This is a genomic window from Candidatus Egerieousia sp. (genome assembly GCF_056211015.1).
The window spans coordinates 1-15955 of sequence record NZ_JBAELF010000024.1 but is presented as its reverse complement, the minus strand read 5'-3'; the positions used below and the strand labels follow the sequence as shown (position 1 = coordinate 15955).

The window sequence follows — 15955 nt, the reverse complement described above, 5'->3', positions numbered from 1 at the left end:
GTTATCCGTATTCGATAATTGAACTCAATGCGATGGTGGAACAATTCAGAGGACGTCAGGAAAAACGCGTTCAGGATTATAGATTGAAAATACATACCAACGATGAAAAAAAATCCACCAAGACCGACTGGTGGGACATACCTTTAACGGTATGTTCCTGCGCTTCCTTGGTGGCACCGTTTATTGCTGCTAATGGAAGGAACTGTTCAGCATTGAAACAACCTCATCCTGTTTTGGCTAATGCTTATAACAACATTGTTGATAATACCGGTACGAAGATAGGCTCAATACCTATGGGACAAAAGCCAAACACAATCATAAGAACGGCACTTCAATTATCTGGTAAAGATTCGTTTGAGGCCGGAAGATGTGCAGAACAGCATGCGGCAAATCGATTATTGAATGATTCTGGAACAATAACCGATATTTCTCAAATCATTTTCAGTATTGCTCTTGATTCACGTTATCCTATTTCAAAACCATATTGCGGGACATGCAAGAGTGTATTTCCTAAACTCAGATAAATTACACAATGGACAAGTATTCGAACAAATATATGGAGACCCATTGCATTGATTTATTCTTTGTATGGGGAGTATTTCCTATTCATGTGCTTACTGCCGGCAGTATTATACCAGATGCCCTAAATGATATTTTGCTCAATCGTACAATACAGGAGAAAACAGCACATAATGGAAACAATGCTGTTCCGATTTCGGTTTCTATAGATAATAGTTATATCCAGTCAGTTATTGGCCAACAAAGCGAAATTCAAGAGAATATCAGGCATACAGAGCAATATAGTGATTCAAACATAGTGTTCCCCATACCAAGCGTGGAACAGATTACTCACCATTTCCGCTTTTATGCGAATCAAGGCTTTTATTCATATGATTGCGAATCCATAAATGACGATGGGTCTGCAAATTACAGGCTTATAGCGTGGCCGGAAGATGCCAAGCAGATTGATTTTGACCTTCCATCGTATACACCACCAGGGTTTGGCGATAGTATCAGCAATATAATGCCTCCTAAAAGCATAATGATGTAAACAAATTTATTCTAGCACATGACTGAAAATCCCGGCCGTGTGGTTACAAACGGCTGGGATTTTCAGTTTGACAACAGGACCCCGAAGGAGTCCAGCATGCGGAGAATCCAGCGGTTCATGGCACAGACAGTCCTGAATATGGACATCGTTGCCAAAGTGGTGATGAAATTCCTGCCCGAGAAGGGACCATACGTTTTGTCGATGGACAGGACCAACTGGAAGTTCGGTGAAGAGAACATAAACGCTCTCGTCATCGGCATCACATACAAGAAGGTCGCATTCCCCATATTGTTCAAGCTGCTGGACAAGAGGGGCAACTCCAACTGTGAAGAGAGGATTGAAATCATGCAGCGGTTCATACGTCTATTCGGTCGTGAGAGCATAGCGTGTCTTGTTGCAGATAGGGAGTTCATAGGTGAGGAATGGGTGAAATGGCTCAATGACTGGGGCATTGAGTACCATCTTCGCGTCAAGGAGAACTTCTGGATTGAAGATCCGAGGACGGGAGAGGAGAAGCGTGTCAAGAGCATGTTCATACACCTCAAGGACAAGCAGGAACTTGTTCTTCATCGCATATACCGCATCAAGGGCCAGCTGTGCTACCTTTCCGGAGCGAGGCTCAAGAACTCGGACGGAGTCCCCGAACTGCAGATACTCATATCCTTCAGCAGGCCCGACCTTGCTCTTTCCCGATATAAGGAAAGATGGCAGATCGAGTCGTGCTTTCGCGGGATGAAGTCCAGCGGCTTCAATATTGAGGATACTCATCTGGTGCATCTGGAACGTGTTGAACAACTCTTCGGGGTTATGATTATCTCTTTTACCTGGGCCTACCTCGTTGGCATCAAAAAAGACATCGAGGTCAAGGCCATCCGCATACTAAAGACTGGGAACAGAGCCATCAGCGTGATGAAGTACGGGCTTGAGCATATAGCCAGCGTGCTTCTAAACCCTCTCAGGCCCCAGCCATTCGATATTTTTAAAATTTTGTCATGTGCTTAAGGGAAAATGGTATATATTTGTCGGTTAATGAGCATTTTCGGCACATATAATTCCGGTGTTCTCTCCCTAATCTTGCGGGGGGGGCATAAGTGCCTATCAATCAATAGTTTATACAATTGTTACGGCGGTTCTGGCTTTCAGAACCGCGGCTTCACCGTGTCCGGACGGTTTCTCCCGTTCCTGTGTAACCGGCGTTTTTTCTCCATCGAATTTTATCAAATTTTTTACAAACCAATAATTTTTAAGAAAAAATGAAAGAAATCAAAAACAATTTACAGCAGGAGCGACAGAAGTACGTCCCTGCGAGCGTGGAAGTGATTGAGGTCACTTCGCAGAGAGAAATTCTTTCGGCAAGCACTCCGAACGGAACTTCTCCCTATGAACGCGAAACCTGGTAGGCAAAAGTTGAAAAAATCAAACACTTAATTAAGAAAAAGATGAAAAAGACGATAATACTTGCATCGGTTGCAGTCGCAGCCATCTTCGCGTTCTCTTCCTGCCAGAAGGAGGACCTTGAAAACACATCCAAGAGCGGTGTCCGCATCATTACCGCTGAATTCGAAAATACCGCAACCAAGACGACGCTCAGCACAGGGGACAATGTAACCCCATTGTGGTCAGAAAACGACAAAATCCGCGTCTTTGGTACTAGAGCTAGTGGAAACCAATACGATGACATCACGCTTACAACAGATAATATCATAAACGAAGGAAGGACTATAACGTTCGAAACTGAACTCACCGGTACCCTCTATGCCGTCTATCCCGCATCAGCCACGACTATGACAAGCTGCAGCGGCAGCATTGATTTCACCATTCCTGCCAACCAGGACGGCACCTTTGCCAGCGCCAACATCTGCGTGGCGAAGAGCAGTACGGCTGATGGGACAAACAAGAATAACCTCGTGTTCAGCAATGCCACCTCTATCCTTGAGTTCAGCCAGGGGGAAGGTTCTAGTGACGGTGTATTGCGCGTGGCTGTAACGGCGGCAAACGCCATAGCGGGTAAACTCACGGCAACGTTCGGGGAAGACAACAAAGCCACAATCTCAATAAGCAACCTCAATGGAAAGACTATCTGGACAACGGCCGCCGCTACGGCTCAAACCAAATACTACGTAGCCATCGCCCCCGTTGCAACCGGAGATGGGAATTTTGTATATTATAAGGCTTTGACTGAGGCATCCACACAAAATACCGGAAAAAATCTTGAACGCAATAAAATCTATGGGTTGACAATCCCGACAAGTGGTTATTCAGACAGCTATGTAACCATCGGCAATAAGAAATGGGCCAAATACAACCTCGGTGCCACCACGGTTGCCGGCAGCTACGCAACCTGTTACGGAGATTTGTACGAGTGGGGTTCCGTAAATACGCTCTATGATGGATTCCCTTATACCAGCGCAATAGCAGGTTCTTTCACTTGGAAGACCGGCAAGAGTAGCGGCTATTCTTGGCAGACATATTGCGGAAGTTCGTCATTTTATGAATGGTCCACGCCTCCTCATGAAAATACCAAACTGAAAGCTGAATATGATGTAGCCACTGTAAAATTGGGAACCGGCTGGAGAATGCCGACCAAGGAAGACTTTACTGCATTAGCCAATGCTTGCAAATCAGGAGGATACACTTCAGGCAACTTTAATCCTACCAATGCAACTACTGCAAATGATGTTTCATCTCAGGGCATTTATTTTTGCTCCAATTACAATAGCGGCGATGGAATAAAGGGGCTTCTCTTCCATGACGGCACCAACATGTTGTTCTTCCCCGCTGCGGGCGGCGGCTCTGGTACTTCCCTTGACCTTGCGGGCTCCGACGGCCTCTATTGGTCGAGTACGCTCTACTCGTCCAGTCCGCGCCTCGCGTACCTCCTGTACTTCAGTAGCAGCAATGTCAATCCGCAGAGCGACATCTATCGTTACTACGGCGGGTCGGTCCGCCCCGTCTCAGATTAATAAATGCCAACTTTCCCAAGGCCGAAAGGCCTCAGGAAAGTTGACCTCTTAAGAAACTCAAAAGCATTATTGCGCCGCCCCCGGGGCGGCGCGTGGTGACTTTTGGAAAACCAAGGCTCAGAAGTGACACAGAAGGAAATCATCGAATTCGAGGAAACCAACACCGGTGTAATCAGGCTCTATCTTGAGGGAACGTTCTACAAGGCGTACGAGCGCAGTGCGTTTGCCTTCTGCACCCGCATCAAGGATTACAGGGTTCTCCGCAAAGAGTCCAAGACCCTGGGCCGGGACATCCTGTATGTCGGTTTCCCGATGTCTGCTCTTGACAAGACTCTCGGGAACGCAATGACCAGAAAGGTGAGCGACACTGCACTTGACATCGTCTTGTCATACCCGATGAATGAGAACGAGTTCCTGCAATGGAGAGATTCCCAGGAGGTGGAGCAGGCTTCACGAGCCCTGCTCTCTCCGTACACGAAGGTGATAGAGAAGTCTCCGGTGTACAAGACGGCGTATGACATTCTGACTCAGGTCATACTCATCTCCCGGAATATTTCCAAGAACTGTCAGGCCCCTTTCGGCGTGAGGATGAAGGAACTGTCCTATAGAGGATGTTATCTCGTCAGAGGGATTTACGATTTGAAAGGGGAACAGAGGTCCCGTTCTATCGATGAGGCACTGCCCTTTTACGATGAGCTTGCTTTCCTTCTTCAGCTGATGAAGGACAGACGGGAAGTGTCGCTGAATTCCTTCGCACTTCTGAGTGAACAGATACAATCCGTAAGCAAGCAGCTGTCCATCCTGCAGCGAAAGGCCACAGGCCCTGTACCTGCGGAATAGATTGAATCAGTGGTGCGGGCTATGTCAAACTCCTCGGACTCATACTATGCTTCCAAAGGGGTGACCGGACCATCCTGGGACATTCCGCACCACCAAGCGCCCTGTTGTTCTTCCCTGCTGCGGGCTATGGCAACAATGCCAGTCTCAACAATGCGGGTTCAAACGGCAACTATTGGTCAAGTAGTCTCAACTCGTCCAATCCCAACAACGCGTACAACTTGAACTTCAACAGCGACAATGTCAATCCCCAGAACAACAACAACCGTTACAACGGCCAGTCCGTGCGTCCCGTCTCAGCGTCAGTCGGACAGTCTGCTTCTTGCGGATATATTCAATGCTTATTATTGCGCCCGTTCCAATAAGCGGAACACTGCATCACAGGTGCGCTTCGAGAGGAACCTGTCAGCAAATCTCATTGCCTTGTATGGAGAAGTCAGCAGCCGCTCCTACACTCCCGGCCGCAGCATGTGCTTCATAATCCGCGACCCGGTGCAGCGGGAAATCTTCGCTGCATCATTCCGGGACAGAATCATACATCATTATCTCTACAATCAGTTGGAACCCGTATTTGAACCAGCTTTCATATACGATTCCTATTCCTGCCGTAAGGGAAAGGGGACTCTCTTCGGCATAGAGAGGTTGGAGCATCATTTGCGTTCCTGTACGGACAATTATCACAAGAGCTGCTATGCCCTGAAACTTGACATAGAGGGCTATTTCATGAACATAGACAGGAGCGTTCTGTTTGACTTGATCAGTTCGCGCTTGGATAGGGTGCGTTCAACTTCCGGGCTTCCTTCCGGCTTCGATTACGATACGGTCAAGTTTCTTTTGGAAAAGGTCGTGTTTCTGGATCCTACCAAGGGCTGCCGAATCAAGGGGCCTCTCAATGATTGGAGTGGGCTTCCCCATTCGAAGAGCCTCTTTCACGCACCCGCCGGCTGTGGCCTTCCCATAGGCAATCTCACCTCCCAACTGTTTTCGAACATTTATCTCAATGAGTTGGACCAGTTCGTCAAAAGGGAACTGGGATTCCGACATTACGGGCGTTATGTGGATGATTTCTACATTATTGATGAATCCCTCTCAAGGTTGATGTCGGCAAAGGAGGCCGTTAGTCATTTCCTTGAGCGTAAACTTGGACTTCTTCTGAACCAGAGGAAGTGTCGGATATACCGTACAGATGGCGGCATTCCATTCCTTGGTGCGGTTTGCTCCCCGAACGGCCGTTTCTTGAGGTCAAGGAACCTGCATCGTATGGTTGCAAGAATCGATGAAGTCCAGGCCTGTGAACCGGATCCTTTCCTTCGGACTGCGGTGTTTAATTCCTATAAGGGCTATACAAGCCATTTTAGTGTAGATGTTGGCATACTCCACGGCCTAAAATATCGGGGATTCTCCGGTGGCTGACGCCCCCAGCCGAGCAGGCTACCCCTATCGGAGTTCCCAAGGTTCATTTTCTGTGACGGCAGGGTCTTTCTCCTTCAACTGTTCGGCGGTGATGCCGAGACCAGCGGCCATTTGTTCTTGTTCCTTCTTCCTTTCCCTTCTTATCGCCTCCAGACATCCCGGAACTTTGGGATCAAAGCGGCCCACATTGTCAGCTGGCATGGAATGATAAAGATTCTGGCCTTCAGACGACAATTTGAGGAGGGCATTTAGGGGTAGCACGCACATTTTGACATTATGCAAACATTTACATAATGTCAAAATGGCAGCGCTACCCCAAGAATAAAATATAAGACAAGTGCTATGACTGAACAAACTAAAGTAATGTAATATAGAACCTTCATATAACTGTTTAGTGCTGTTCAAATTAACGTAGCCAAGAGATTAGTAAACCAATTCTAAAATTCGAACAAAATGGAAAAAAGAGAGGAAGGATTTATACGGCTATACCGGTCTGCAGGATATCTTCATAGAGAGGTGATGGATGGATTTCTTCAATCAATACCGGCTCGATAAGAGTGTTCACGTCCATTGTTATACGCCACAGGCTTGCCGCCGTTGAAAGGTAGTCGCCGTTGACCTGCGGCACGACTACGGCAATATCTATGTCGCTGTCCGGGCGTGCGCATCCCTTGCTGTACGAACCGAAAAGGTACACCTTTGCCGGACCGATTGCTTTGACAACAGCACGCTTATATTGCCTGGCTATGCTTACAGCCTTTCTTTTATCCATACCTGCAAATCTTTTGTTTGATCAATCAACTGCCTGCATCTTTCCTCGGACAGCCCTCCAGCAATGGCCTGCTTGTAGGAAGGGTACCTGGATTCGATGTTCAGTGGCATAATCTCACTGATGAACAATTTCTGTTCCTCTGACATCAGGGCGTTCAGTCCGCAGCTCTGGGCGATGTTGATAAGGTTGTGGGACATTGGGCTGGTTCCCTCAATCCTGCTGCACCAATATGCCTTGAAGATCTTTTCGATGGTCTGGTGACACATGAATCCCACGTACAGCCACCGCTTTGTTTGGAACATAGCCTCAGCTGTGTCCAGATCATAGTCGGAGATTTCCGCCCAGTATTTTACTTTATCGACGTCCATTTATACAAAAATATAAAATAATTCTTGTGACAACAAACAGGAAATATTTATTTGTATTTTTATATTAGAGTTCCGCAAACATTTGCACCTTATGTAAATGTTTGCATAATATTTAAATGTGCGTGCTACCCCATTAAAGCAGTTTCTTCAACCTGGCAACAGTCTCCGGATCCTCAAGCTCACCGGCAACGAACTTCTCCAGTATCTCTCCGGCAATCTGACTCATGGACTTCCCGGAATAGGAAGACAAAGACTTGAGACGCACCGCAACTTCACACGGCACCATGAAATTATAAACCGACTTATTTGCCATATTTCCTTAAGAATCCTTTAACCATCCGTCTAAAATTACTCTTCTCCTCATCCACAACACTGTCATCACAAAGACCCCCGACAAGTGCGGAAACCACAAGGGAACTCATGGTCCTCCCCTTCACCCTGGACAACAGCCTAAGACCTCCCACAAGCTCCGGATCAAGACACAAAGTCAGCCTGACATCATCATCGGAGGACACGGATGAAGCAGCGACATCAACAGCCTTCCTCACCTTCGGAACCTCCCTTTTCACAGGCTCCCTTTCAGTCTTGCGAAGCGGAACAGACTTCTTCCCGGAAGAAACGGGAGCAGCCTTGACCGGCCTTTCAGGAACCTCCCTCTTCACCCCGCCGCCGGAGGAGGAAAGGCCACCGTCCGGAGAAGAAGAGACATCCCCCCCCTTCTTTTCGACGGTCGCCCCCGTCCCTTCCGCGGAGCCGGAATCAAACTTCTCCTCCGGCATGTTCCGTATCCCCCCGAATGTCGACCCTCCGCAGGGATCGAAAAAATCAACGTCAAGTTCCTCGACCGGAAACTGATCATGAACATCAAAATTATCCATAGGTATATGTCAAAAAGTAATTAGTCAAAAAAGTATTCATGCAATTAAGCAATCACGCGGAAAAGTAGAAATGTAAATAAGTAATCATGCTGTTAAGTAATCACACTCCAATGCAAATATACGAAAAAGTAATAAAGTAACAATGCAAAAACACAATTATATATTCATGCAGAAAAGTAATCACGCAATCATACAATTAAGTAATTAAGTAATTAAATAATTATGCCACTATGCTGAAAAGTAATTACATAGTCAAGTAAATATGCAAAAAAGCGAAAAAGTATTATCATTTCAGCGAGGAATACCACCGAACAACAAATTTCAAGCAAATCGCTTGGATTTCAAGAAACATTATTATATTTGTAATCGGAAGAAATTCAGAGCGAAGGACCCATTTATCCCAACTTTGCAAGATGTGTAAATGGCTGCCCCATTTACCGACCTTCCGGTCGCATCTTGTTTTTTCCAAAAAAATCGTCTGCAAGCAAGTTGCAGCCCGTTTTGATTTTTTGTGGAAAAAAGTGACACCCAGCCCGGGGGGCTGGCTGAAATTTCGATGCTCCGTAGTCGCATCGACCTGGCAGGGGCCACGACAAACGAGAAAATTAATAATGACAAAAATAATATGAGAACAGAAAAACAAATTGCCGCTTACAAGGAAAACAGAAAGAAAACCGACAAGGAGCGCCGGCAGAAAGCCAGGGCCGCAAAGACCAACGACGACGAACCTAGACAGATGCAGTTTTTCGAGGTCATCGTGAAATCAATGGGCCTGTCATGGGCTGAACTGGCAAGGCAGACGGGAGTAAAACAACAGTCCTTGTCCTGGATGATGATATCCGACGACGCGAAACTGTCGGCCATTCAGAACATCATGCAAAAAGTTAACGTCACCATCAAGCCGACATACAGCAACTATGCAGCAAAAAGAGAACTGAAAGCCTGCGAGAAGTATAAGATCACCGGCAACCTTCCGATTCCCGATAAATTTGACAACAATTCCGGATACATCGACAAATGCAGAGCCGAAAACGGAAGGCTGAAGTTTCTGGCCGACTTCATGAGAATGTCCGGAACGCCCGTCACTGTCCTGGCAAAAGGCATAGGCATACAAGAGACATCCGTCAAACTGATGTTCGACAATGATGACATAAGAATATCAAGACTCTACAAGATCGCCGACACCTTCAACCTGCAGGTGGAATGGGAAGCCAACTGCATTTAAAGCCCTGTAAAAGATGAGTAGTGTGCTTACTCATAATTCCCAGCAATGGGCGGAACCTTCCACTTCATCACTGTCATATATCCGGCTCAATAGCTGACTGCTCCCACGAATTCATTCGTGGGAGCAGTCAGATGAGCGTATATATAATAAAGACACCCCTGGAAGAAAGGATGTTTTTTTCATAATTATTTCATAGCCTTCTTTACTTTCTGGACCGTTGCCGGGCTAACACCACAAGCCGCCGCTGCATCACGGACAGAGAGCCCCTTCCGGAGCTTTGAGGCCACCTTCGGATATTTGGCGAGGATTTCCTCATCCGTCAGTTTAAAGCCCTCTTTTCGGCCCATTTTTACGCCGTTCTCGATGGCACGCTTCCGGCCGCTGTTCAGCCTGTACGCAATCTGTTCGCGCTCGATCTGTGCGAAAGTACCCATCAGGGATACGAGCAAGGTTGTGATCTCGTTAGGCTTCCCGTCCGGAAGAAGGGTACTCATGTTGTGATCCTGGAAGTAGATGTTGACACCGGCTTTCGTCAGATCATCTATGATATCGAGAACCTGGCGCAGACTACGGCCCAGACGTGACAGCTCCGACACAAGCAATAGGTCCGATCCCCCACCCTTCAGGAACTCCACACAGTCGGCCAGCTGCTCCCTGTCTATCTTCGCCCCACTTGCCTTTTCCTCATAGACACGGACCACCTCGATATTAGAGGCGGCAGCGTACCTTTTCAGGTCCGCAACCTGGCGTTCCGTGCTTTGTCGTTCCCCGGTGCTGGAGACACGGGCGTATATGACGGCCTTTTTCTTCATCGGTTGAACTCGAAACCGAAAGCGGTTGAAGCATAGTCATAGATTGCCTTTGCGAAAATCACTCGGTTTGTATCGTCCAGATTTGAAATAAAATTCACAAGGGCATAGTACGGCTGTGTTTCTTCAGAGGTTTCGGCCAACTTTTGCCTGTATTCTCCAGCAAGGAAAGAAGCCATGTCCGAACGTTCAGCCCAGATCTTCTCCACCCACAAGCCATTTGTCAAGTTCGTGTTGAACGCCCAACGTGACACCATCACGAGGAAGTCCCCGGCAGGGACATTGAAATCGTTTGTATTCATACTCAAATTCATGTTTGTATCTATAATACCGATTCTCCCTTGAATCGTTAGACAAAGTTGCCGAATAAAAGTGCCAAATCGTGGCAGACTACGAAAATTCTTTGATTGTTTTTGTTACAGTATAGAGGCTAAAGGTAAGATTTATCGTAGTACAAAACAGCCGTGGCACAATTATTTGATCAGCCAGGTATCAATATTCCTTGCTTCGCTGCTATAGTTCGCTCCGATGCATATCACTTCCCTACTGTCCTCCTTGAACTTGTCGGCATAGCCCATGTCCTCGATCTGCTTAAGAGCGACCTCGGCGGAAGCGTTGAATTTGAACTCAAAGATGTAGATATACCTGTCGGTCCTGATGGTCATATCCATCCTTCCCTTGCTGGTGTGTTCCTCCACTTCAGCATAGAACCCGCAGAGAGTAGTGAGGATATACATCACGCTCTGGAAGTGCCTCTCCTGGTCCGGCTGGAGCTCATAAGGGCAATTGGAAAGGAACGCCTGCAGTCGGGCCATGAAACCCTCGATGTCCTTGTTTCTAAGACATAGAACAAACTGGCTGATCTCAAATCCGGATCTTGTTTTCTCGACATTGGTATAGTACGGAATGAGGAACTTCACGAAGCCCTCTTCCACCTCCTTGTTCGGATATCCCAGCTTGTATAGGCTGAATTCCTTGTCATACCCTTTTATCGTCAGATATCCGCTCTGATATATCACCGGAATCGGATTGGTGGAAGCTGAGTCGACGCTGTTCAGTTCGTCGGCCGTCGGCTCTTCTTTCTCGAGATCGGAAAGGTTGTAGTTATGCTTCTTGAGCAGTTCGACAAGATATGTCGGGGTGCCGGTCTCGAACCAGTACGAGCCGAGCTTCCTCTTATCGAGCGCGTTCAGGATGCTGAACGGATTGTACATACCAGGCGTGTCGTCCTCGCTGAAATGGTATCCGTCGTAGTTCTCCTTCAGCATGGCGTAGGCATCTTCCGACTGCACGCCGAGATTCCTGGCCAAGGCTTCAACCTTCTCTGATAGATTGCTGCGAATCTCCCTCTCCGTCAGTCCGCAGATATCATAATACCTCGGATCCATGGAGATATCGTTAAGGTGGTTCAGATCGCTGAACACGCTGACCTTTCCGAACTTTGTGACTCCGGTCAGAAAGGCGAACTGTATGTATCTGTCGCTGGATTTCAGTGCTCCATAGAAACTCTTCAGTGTGGAACGGTATTCGTCCTGGAGAGCATCGTTGCCTATCGCCTGCAGGACAGGTTTGTCGTACTCGTCCACGAGGATGACCACTCGCCTGCCGGTCTTTTCATAAGCCCTTTGAATGATTCCTTGAAATCTTCTGCCGAAATCGACTTCAGATGGATTTTTCCCATACAGCTTCTCCCAACTGTCCAACACTTCGTTCAGGACGTTGTTCAGAGCGCTAGCACTCTCGTATTTCTGTGTGTTTAAGTCAAGATGCAGCACAGGGTACTCAATCCAGTCCTTCTCCTGGTTCTCTATCTCAAGACCAGAAAATAAATCCTTCTTTCCAAGGAAATATGCTTCAATGGTTGACAGAAATAGGCTCTTACCGAAGCGCCTCGGGCGGGAAAGAAAATAGTAGCATCCCGACTTGGCAAGGCGGTAGATAATCCCCGTTTTGTCGATGTATTTGTATCCTTCGGTGCGCAATTTCGCGAAATCCTGGACACCTATAGGTAATTTGCTATCCATAATATATTACTTTATGATATGTAATAATTATTATTATTTTGTGAGTATGTCCCGCATTGCCTGATTCAGCAGGGCGGTGACGGTTGTGTCATGCTGCGCAGCATAGACCTTGAACTCCTTATAAAGTTCGGGGTTCACACAGATGGTAGTGCGCTCGTTTTTCTCCTTCACCTCCGGCTTGATCATCCTCTCAAGAGGAGTTCTCTCCTGATTGACGCTAAGTTCCGGAGCCTTCTCCGTGCCCTTCTGAGGGACTGTGAGTTTTTTCGCCATATTATTATATTATTTTATGAGTTTACTACTTTATGAATATATTACAGCTTCTCGACAAGCTCTTCAGTAAGGGTGAGGAAGTCCTTCGCCCCATTGCAGCTCGGATCGTATGAGACCACGTCCGTGTATTCGAAAGCAGCCTTGGCTATGTCGTTGTTCTTGCGGACCACGGTCGTCATAACGCGGTCGCCGTATTTCTCACGCACATCCGACTCGATGGCATCCGTCATGTTCTGTCCCTTCTCGTAGATGTTGAAGAAGATGTGGTCGATATGTATGCCCGGGTTGAGATCCTGCATCCCCGCGCAGAAATTGTCCATCATCGAGAGACCATAGAAGGACATAAGATCCGCCTTCATCGGAACGAGCAGCTTGTTGGCGGCCGTCAGTGCATTCAGGGTGACAAGACCCAGGGATGGGGGGCAGTCCATCAGGATGAAGTCGTACCTGTTGCGGAACGGCTCCAGGAGATTGCCGATGATGTTCTCGCGCTGGCGCATCGATGTCATGTCAATCTCGATACCGGCCATGTCGAGGCCGCTCGGCACAATGTCCAGGTTCTCCCTGATCTGATATATCGGAAGATCCTTGCGTTCGCGGATGGCGTGGTAGATGATACGGGAGGGGATGTCCTCCATGAAGTGTCTGGTGAGGTTCGCCTGGGTGTCGAGGTCGACCAGCAGGACCTTCTTTTTCTTTGATGCGAGGATGGCTCCGATAGCGGCCACCGACGCCGTCTTTCCGACTCCGCCCTTGTGGTTTGCCACGGCGATGATTTTAGCTTTCTTCATATATGACAGTGTTACTTTATTACTTTATGAGAACAAATATAGTGATAAATATGGTTGGTTGAACGAATGAAAACAACTATTTTTTCTGGATGGGGAAAGGGCAGGGGAAGGGTGCTCAATTGAAATAGTCCAAAAAATATATTGATAATATAACGCCCCCCGAAGAGCAGCGAGCGTTAGCGAGCTGCTCTCTCAAAAAGAACAGTAGAGTAGAAGTAGTATGGTAGAGTTTCCTGATGAGTCTTCAGTTCCTTCTTTGGAAGATGTCGGTGATATGCCTGATGAGGTGTACTACGGTACTTCGGTAGAGGAGTCGTTTGATGATCTTCCTTTGGATGATGATGGTGTGGAGGTAGGGGAGTCTGATGATCCGAGGGTGGATGAAGACTACCTGCGTTCGGTCGCTTACTATGAGAGTAAGAATGCCTATCTGAGGAGCAGTCCTATGTTCCGGGAGATTGATACTGATGCTTTCCTTCATCTGTTGTTCTGTCGTGATGATAATGAAATTGGAGGCGAGCTGCTCCCTTTTGAGGAGGAGTGGTGCGAGGCTTATGAATGGTGGACCACCAACGATGCATCGGGACGCAAGGAGAAGAGGCCGGCTCAGTATGAGTATGTCTATAACGGCATTGCCCAGGCTATCTATGGGAAGAGACAGAAGGAGAACAAGAATAAGACATTTGTCATTACCAGCCGTGCCGAGCGCTTGCATGAGATGCTGGAACATCCTTTCGTGATCATGTCCCCGATATCTTATACCGGCAAGAGACGCACGAAGAACAATGCCAGATATCTTTATGCCATTGCCATCGATATTGACAGTGTTGACGGCGACAATGTTGAGAATCTGTTTTACCAGTCCGACCCGCTCCGTAAGCACATCACCTTCCCGCAGCCGCAGATCATTGTAAATTCAGGCGGCGGCATACACATCTATTTCCTCCTTGAGTCCCCGGCTCCGATGTTCAAGGACGCATATCCGATCCTGAACAAGATAAAGAAGGAACTGACCAGGCGTGTATGGAACAAGGGAACGACACATGAGGATCCGAAGCATCCGCAGTTCCAGGGCAACTGCCAGGGATTCCGTGTGCCCGGCACGCAGACAAAGACCAGGAAGACCGTCACGGCGTTCCAGAACATAAACCCTCACTGCAAGCCGTATTATTCGATTTCAGACCTCACATTCGGTGGTGGGGGATTCCTTACCATGGAGGAAGAGAAGCTGCTTAAAAAGGGCGATTATAACCCGAAGAGGGTGTCTGTTGACAGAGCCAGGCAACTTTATCCGGAATGGTATGAGAGGAGGATAGTATTAAATACTCCTCCCGGCCGCTGGTATGTCAAGCGAGACCTTTACGATTGGTGGAGGAATCAGATATTTCTGCATGCATCCGTAGGCCACCGTTATTTCTGTCTGATGACGCTTGCGATCTTTGCGAAGAAATGCAAGCAGCTTACATACGAGCAGTTCAAGGCTGTCTATTCCGAGCGTTTGAAGGGATTGTCCGAAAGGCAGATCATGAACCGGTACAAGAAGAGGAGGGGAGTGACCGAGGAGGAATTCAAGAAGGATCTTATGGACTTCGTGGAAGTTCTCGATGGACTTTCGGTTACTCAAAAATCAGAAGACCGTTTCACCGTGGATGACGCCCTTGATGCTGCTGCTGCATATCAGGAATCATACTGCACGTTCCCGATGGCGGATCTTCGGGACATCACCGGAGTTGAAATCGAAAAGAACCAGAGACGCAAGTTCAAGACCCAGGTGGAGCATCTGATGGAAGCTCGCGCCGTTCGCGATTCTCACGACGAAAGGAGAGGTCATAGCTGGAATACTGAACGCGGCAGAAAACGCAAGCAGGAACTTGTTTTTCAATGGAAGCAGGAACATCCGGATGCAACCATGTATGCCTGTGCGAAAGAACTTGGCATCAGCCGTAGCACAGTCAAACAGTGGTGGAACACTACAATCGATGATATACGGGAACACGAAGAGCAGCGGAAGATGACGATTCAGGAGAGAGTCCTCGAAGAGCAGTGGATATCAGAGATTCGAGGCCTTGGAGCTGCCGGGAATTCAACGTACAATATGGACAAGGCGGCAATGGCCCAAATTCTCCGCCAGGTTCCTGGATTCGAGAAACTTTCACATGAGGACCAGTCCGGTGTACTTTACGATCTGGCGGACACAGTCAATTTCTCCGATGCAGATCTGGAAGAAATGTACAAGGCAATGATTGGTATTCCTGAAGCGGCAAGACCTTACGTACATATCGAGCCGTCCGTTATTGAGGAACTCAGGAAAGAATTCAGCAAACCATACGACTATTGCGCTGATCTCGAGAATCTTTCCGAAGAGATGGAGAAATGGCCCGACGAGATGAAAGAAGTATACCGTAAGCAGGTTGAGTTATATCGAAATAAGAAATAAAGTAATATAGTGGTAAAGTAATAAAGCAATATAGTAGTAAATTAGTAAATTGGGGTAGCGCTACCCCAGATAGCGTTCGTCGTGCTTGCGGGTGATGCTCTTCTCCTCGGCCCA

The 15955-nt window shown here is 47.6% G+C and carries 18 protein-coding genes; 8 read left to right on the top strand and 10 right to left on the bottom strand.

The genetic code is table 11. The annotated features are described in order from the left end of the window. From AC06L3_RS01795 to AC06L3_RS01770, 6 genes are all read left to right on the top strand, one after another. Positions 1-524 (top strand): hypothetical protein (locus AC06L3_RS01795; protein WP_475668918.1); only part of this gene is annotated, 524 nt, incomplete at its 5' end. Positions 525-556: 32 nt separating this feature from the next. After that, complete coding sequence (locus tag AC06L3_RS01790) at positions 557-1051, top strand: hypothetical protein (protein WP_475668917.1); 495 nt, start codon at positions 557-559, stop codon at positions 1049-1051. A gap of 18 nt (positions 1052-1069) precedes the next feature. Beyond that, a complete protein-coding gene (locus AC06L3_RS01785; RefSeq protein ID WP_475668916.1) occupies positions 1070-2053 on the top strand; it encodes an IS4 family transposase in 984 nt (327 codons plus the stop codon). A gap of 437 nt (positions 2054-2490) precedes the next feature. Next, positions 2491-4014, top strand: coding sequence for a fimbrillin family protein (locus AC06L3_RS01780; RefSeq protein WP_475668915.1), 1524 nt, complete (start codon positions 2491-2493; stop codon positions 4012-4014). Positions 4015-4137: 123 nt separating this feature from the next. After that, positions 4138-4854: a four helix bundle protein gene (locus AC06L3_RS01775; protein WP_475668914.1), complete on the top strand. Its 717-nt coding sequence runs from the start codon at positions 4138-4140 to the stop codon at positions 4852-4854. 237 nt (positions 4855-5091) lie between these two features. Beyond that, on the top strand, positions 5092-6264 hold the full coding sequence (locus AC06L3_RS01770) for a reverse transcriptase/maturase family protein (protein WP_475668913.1): 1173 nt from the start codon (positions 5092-5094) through the stop codon (positions 6262-6264). Between the two features lie 24 nt (positions 6265-6288). On the opposite strand, the gene AC06L3_RS01765 is transcribed toward AC06L3_RS01770, so the two are convergent. The 5 genes from AC06L3_RS01765 to AC06L3_RS01745 form a co-directional block, all read right to left on the bottom strand. Continuing rightward, the gene (locus tag AC06L3_RS01765) at positions 6289-6465 is read right to left on the bottom strand and encodes a hypothetical protein (RefSeq protein ID WP_475668912.1); all 177 of its coding nucleotides are present in this window, start codon (positions 6463-6465) and stop codon (positions 6289-6291) included. 274 nt (positions 6466-6739) lie between these two features. Next, on the bottom strand, positions 6740-7036 hold the full coding sequence (locus AC06L3_RS01760; protein ID WP_475668911.1) for a nucleotidyltransferase domain-containing protein: 297 nt from the start codon (positions 7034-7036) through the stop codon (positions 6740-6742). Continuing rightward, a complete protein-coding gene (locus AC06L3_RS01755; protein WP_475668910.1) occupies positions 7015-7404 on the bottom strand; it encodes a HEPN domain-containing protein in 390 nt (129 codons plus the stop codon). Before AC06L3_RS01755 ends, AC06L3_RS01760 begins: the two co-directional genes overlap by 22 nt. A 133-nt stretch (positions 7405-7537) precedes the next feature. Further along, positions 7538-7717 carry a hypothetical protein gene (locus AC06L3_RS01750; protein ID WP_475668909.1) on the bottom strand — a complete coding sequence of 60 codons (180 nt, stop codon included), beginning with the start codon at positions 7715-7717 and terminating at the stop codon, positions 7538-7540. Beyond that, complete coding sequence (locus AC06L3_RS01745) at positions 7707-8282, bottom strand: hypothetical protein (RefSeq protein ID WP_475668908.1); 576 nt, start codon at positions 8280-8282, stop codon at positions 7707-7709. The genes AC06L3_RS01750 and AC06L3_RS01745 overlap by 11 nt, the downstream gene beginning before the upstream one ends. 625 nt (positions 8283-8907) lie before the next feature. Here AC06L3_RS01745 and AC06L3_RS01740 point away from each other — a divergent pair. Further along, positions 8908-9507: a hypothetical protein gene (locus AC06L3_RS01740; protein ID WP_475668907.1), complete on the top strand. Its 600-nt coding sequence runs from the start codon at positions 8908-8910 to the stop codon at positions 9505-9507. Positions 9508-9692: 185 nt separating this feature from the next. Here the strand turns inward: AC06L3_RS01740 and AC06L3_RS01735 are convergent, their stop codons facing one another. The 5 genes from AC06L3_RS01735 to AC06L3_RS01715 all read right to left on the bottom strand — a co-directional run bounded on the left by AC06L3_RS01735 (position 9693) and on the right by AC06L3_RS01715 (position 13404). Then, positions 9693-10319 carry a recombinase family protein gene (locus AC06L3_RS01735; protein WP_475668906.1) on the bottom strand — a complete coding sequence of 209 codons (627 nt, stop codon included), beginning with the start codon at positions 10317-10319 and terminating at the stop codon, positions 9693-9695. Then, entirely contained in the window at positions 10316-10618 is a 303-nt protein-coding gene (locus tag AC06L3_RS01730; protein WP_475668905.1) for a hypothetical protein, read from the bottom strand. The genes AC06L3_RS01735 and AC06L3_RS01730 overlap by 4 nt, the downstream gene beginning before the upstream one ends. A 171-nt stretch (positions 10619-10789) precedes the next feature. Beyond that, a complete protein-coding gene (locus AC06L3_RS01725; protein ID WP_475668904.1) occupies positions 10790-12340 on the bottom strand; it encodes an ATP-binding protein in 1551 nt (516 codons plus the stop codon). 33 nt (positions 12341-12373) lie between these two features. Further along, positions 12374-12613, bottom strand: coding sequence for a hypothetical protein (locus AC06L3_RS01720; protein ID WP_475668903.1), 240 nt, complete (start codon positions 12611-12613; stop codon positions 12374-12376). Positions 12614-12654: 41 nt separating this feature from the next. Continuing rightward, positions 12655-13404 carry a ParA family protein gene (locus AC06L3_RS01715; RefSeq protein WP_475668902.1) on the bottom strand — a complete coding sequence of 250 codons (750 nt, stop codon included), beginning with the start codon at positions 13402-13404 and terminating at the stop codon, positions 12655-12657. Positions 13405-13624: 220 nt separating this feature from the next. Between AC06L3_RS01715 and AC06L3_RS01710 the strand changes: the two genes are divergently transcribed. Then, the gene (locus AC06L3_RS01710; protein WP_475668901.1) at positions 13625-15841 is read left to right on the top strand and encodes a hypothetical protein; all 2217 of its coding nucleotides are present in this window, start codon (positions 13625-13627) and stop codon (positions 15839-15841) included. Positions 15842-15955: the final 114 nt, after the last annotated feature.